The 2924-nt window shown below is 76.7% G+C and carries 1 protein-coding gene; it reads left to right on the top strand.

All coding sequences use genetic code 11. The annotated features are described in order from the left end of the window. Positions 1–14: 14 nt before the first annotated feature. Positions 15–2924 (top strand): acyltransferase domain-containing protein (locus ACLQ2R_RS39370; protein WP_425966524.1); only part of this gene is annotated, 2910 nt, incomplete at its 3' end.

The following is a 2924-nucleotide window of genomic DNA, read 5'->3' as shown; positions in this document are numbered from 1 at the left end:
AGATGGTGCAGGCGATGCGGCACGGGGTGTTGCCGCAGACGTTGCACGTGACCGAACCCACCCCCCACGTCGACTGGGACTCCGGAGGCGTCCGCGTGGCCACCGGCCCGGTGGAGTTCCCCGCCGACCGGCCGGCCCGCACCGGGGTCTCCAGCTTCGGCGTCAGCGGCACCAACGCCCACATCATCCTCGAAGGCGCCCCCGCCGCCGACCCCGCGACCGCGACCGATCCCGCCACCGGCCCGGACGAGCGGCCCGCCGCCTCCGGTGAGCCGCTCGTCTGGACGGTGTCGGCCAAGACCGGCACCGCCCTGCGCGCCCAGGCCGAACGGCTGCGCCGGTACGCCGGCGCCGCCTCCGACGACGACCTGCGCGCCACCGGCCGCACCCTGGCCGGCAGGGCCGGGTTCGCGCACCGCGCGGTCGTGGTGGCCGCCGACCGCGCCGAACTCCTCGACGCGCTCGCCGCCGTCGCCGACGGCACCCCCCACGCCGCCGCCGTCCAGGGCGAGGCGCTCCCCGCCGCCCGGCCGGTGTTCGTCTTCCCCGGCCAGGGCTCCCAGTGGGAGGGCATGGCCGTCGACCTCCTGGACACCAGCGAGGTCTTCCGCGCCCGGCTGCTGAGCTGCGACGAGGCCCTGCGCCCGCACACCGGATGGTCGGTCGTCGACGTGCTGCGCGGACGGAACGGCGCCCCCGCCCTGGAGGGCACCGAGGTCATCCAGCCCGTCCTGTTCGCCGTCATGGTCTCCCTCGCGGAGCTGTGGCGCTCCCACGGTGTGGACCCCACGGCGGTCGTCGGCCAGTCGCAGGGCGAGATCGCCGCCGCGTGCGTCGCCGGGGCGCTGACCCTGGAGGACGCCGCCAAGGTCGTGGCCCTGCGCTCCCGGGCGCTGATCGGGCTCAGCGGCACCGGAGGCATGCTCGCCGTGGCCCTGCCCGCCGCCGAGACCCGGGCGCGGCTCGAACCGTGGGAGGGCCGCCTCTGGGTGGCCGTCCACAGCGGCCCGGCCTCCTGCGTCGTCGCCGGTGAGGCCGACGCGCTGGACGAGTTCACCGCCGCCTGCGGCGAGACCGTCCGCGTGCGCCGCGTCGCCGTCGACTACGCCTCCCACACCCCGCTCGTCGAGCCCATCGCCGACGAGCTCGCCGCCACCCTCGACGGGGTACGGCCGCACGACACCGCCATCGCCTTCTGCTCCTCCCTCGCCGGCAGGTTCATCGAGCCCTCCCGGCTGACCTCCGCCTACTGGTACGACAACCTGCGCAACCCGGTGCTGTTCGACGAGGCGATCAGGGCGTGCGGGGGAACGGGCACACCGCTGTTCGTCGAGGTCAGCCCGCACCCGGTGCTGGGCGCCGACACCGACGAGAGCTGCCACGCGGCGGGAATCACCGCCGGGGTCTGCGGGTCCCTGCGCCGGGGCTCCGGCGACTGGCCGCGCTTCCTGCTCGCCCTCGCCCACGCCTGGGCGCTCGGTGCGGACGTCGACTGGCTCACCGCCCTCGCCCCCGCCCCGCGGCCGACGGCGGACCCGCCGACCTACGCCTTCGAGCGGCGCCGCTACTGGCTCGGGGACCACGAGCCGGTGGGCCGCCCCACCGGCGCGGGCATCGACGGCTCCGCGCACCCGCTGCTCTCCGCCGTCGTCGCCGTGGCCGGCGACGCCTACGTCCTGTCCGGGCAGCTCTCGGCCAGGAGCGTGTCCTGGCTCGCGGACCACGCGGTGGAGGGCGGCGTCCTGCTGCCCGGCACCGCGTTCGCCGAGCTCGCCCTCGAAGGCGGCGCGCACGCCGACTGCGCGCACCTGGACGAGCTCGTCATCGAGGCGCCGCTCTCCCTCCCGGACGGCGGCTCCGTCACCGTCCAGGTCACCGTGGACCGGCCCGACGACGGGGGGCGCCGCGCCGTCGCCGTCCACTCCCGTACCTCCGACGGGTGGCGCCGGCACGCCTCCGGCACCCTCTCCGCCGACGTTGCGGCCGGTGTCTCGTACGCGTGGGCGGCGCAGTGGCCGCCGGTGGGTGCGGAGCCGGTGGAGGTCGAGGGCGGGTACGAGCGGCTGGCGGAGCGGGGGTATGAGTACGGTCCGGCGTTCCAGGGGTTGCGTGCGGTGTGGCGCCGTGGCGAGGAGTTGTTCGCCGAGGTGGCGCTGCCCGAGGGCGTGGACGGGGCCGGGTACGGCATCCACCCCGCCCTCCTCGACGCCGCCCTGCACCCCCTCGTCCTGACCGGCGACGACGACGAACTGCTCCTGCCCTTCGCGTTCGGAGGCGTGTCGCTGCACACCTCCGAGGCCCCCGAACTCCGCGTACGGCTGACCACCTCCGGGGAGGACACCCTCGTCGAGGCGGCCGACCCGGCCGGCGCGCCGGTCCTGTCGATCGACGCCCTCCGCGTACGGGCCGCGGCCCCCCGCAGGACCGCCTCCGGCGGCACGGCGGTCCACGGCGTCGACTGGGTCGAGGCACCCCCCGCCGCCCCCCTCCCCGCCGGCGCCGTGGTGATCCCGTGCGTGAGCGACCTGCCCGACGTGCCCGCCCGCGTCCGCGAACTGACCGGCCGGGTCCTGGACGCCATCGCCGTCCACCCCGCCGACGCCACCCTGATCTTCGCCACCCGGGCGGGCGACCCCGCCGGGGCTGCCGTGTGGGGTCTGGTGCGCTCGGCGCAGTCGGAGCAGCCAGGACGGTTCGTCCTGGCCGAGGTCGAGGACGACCACACCGACTGGTCCCTCGTCGCCGCGACCGGCGAACCCCAGGTGCGCGTCACGAACGGCGCTCCCCTCGTCCCGCGCCTGGCGCGGCGCGAGGCGCCCGCCGAGACGCCGGGAACCCCGGGGATCTCGGGGACGGTGCTGGTGACCGGTGGCACCGGTGGTCTCGGTGCGCTGGTGGCGCGGCACCTGGTGACGGGTCACGGG

It is taken from the genome of Streptosporangium sp. DT93, assembly GCF_049844535.1.
In the GTDB taxonomy this organism is placed as follows: Bacteria; Actinomycetota; Actinomycetes; order Streptosporangiales; family Streptosporangiaceae; genus Streptosporangium.
The sequence above is the reverse complement of the archived record's forward strand: the minus strand, read 5'-3'. Positions and strand labels throughout refer to the sequence as shown.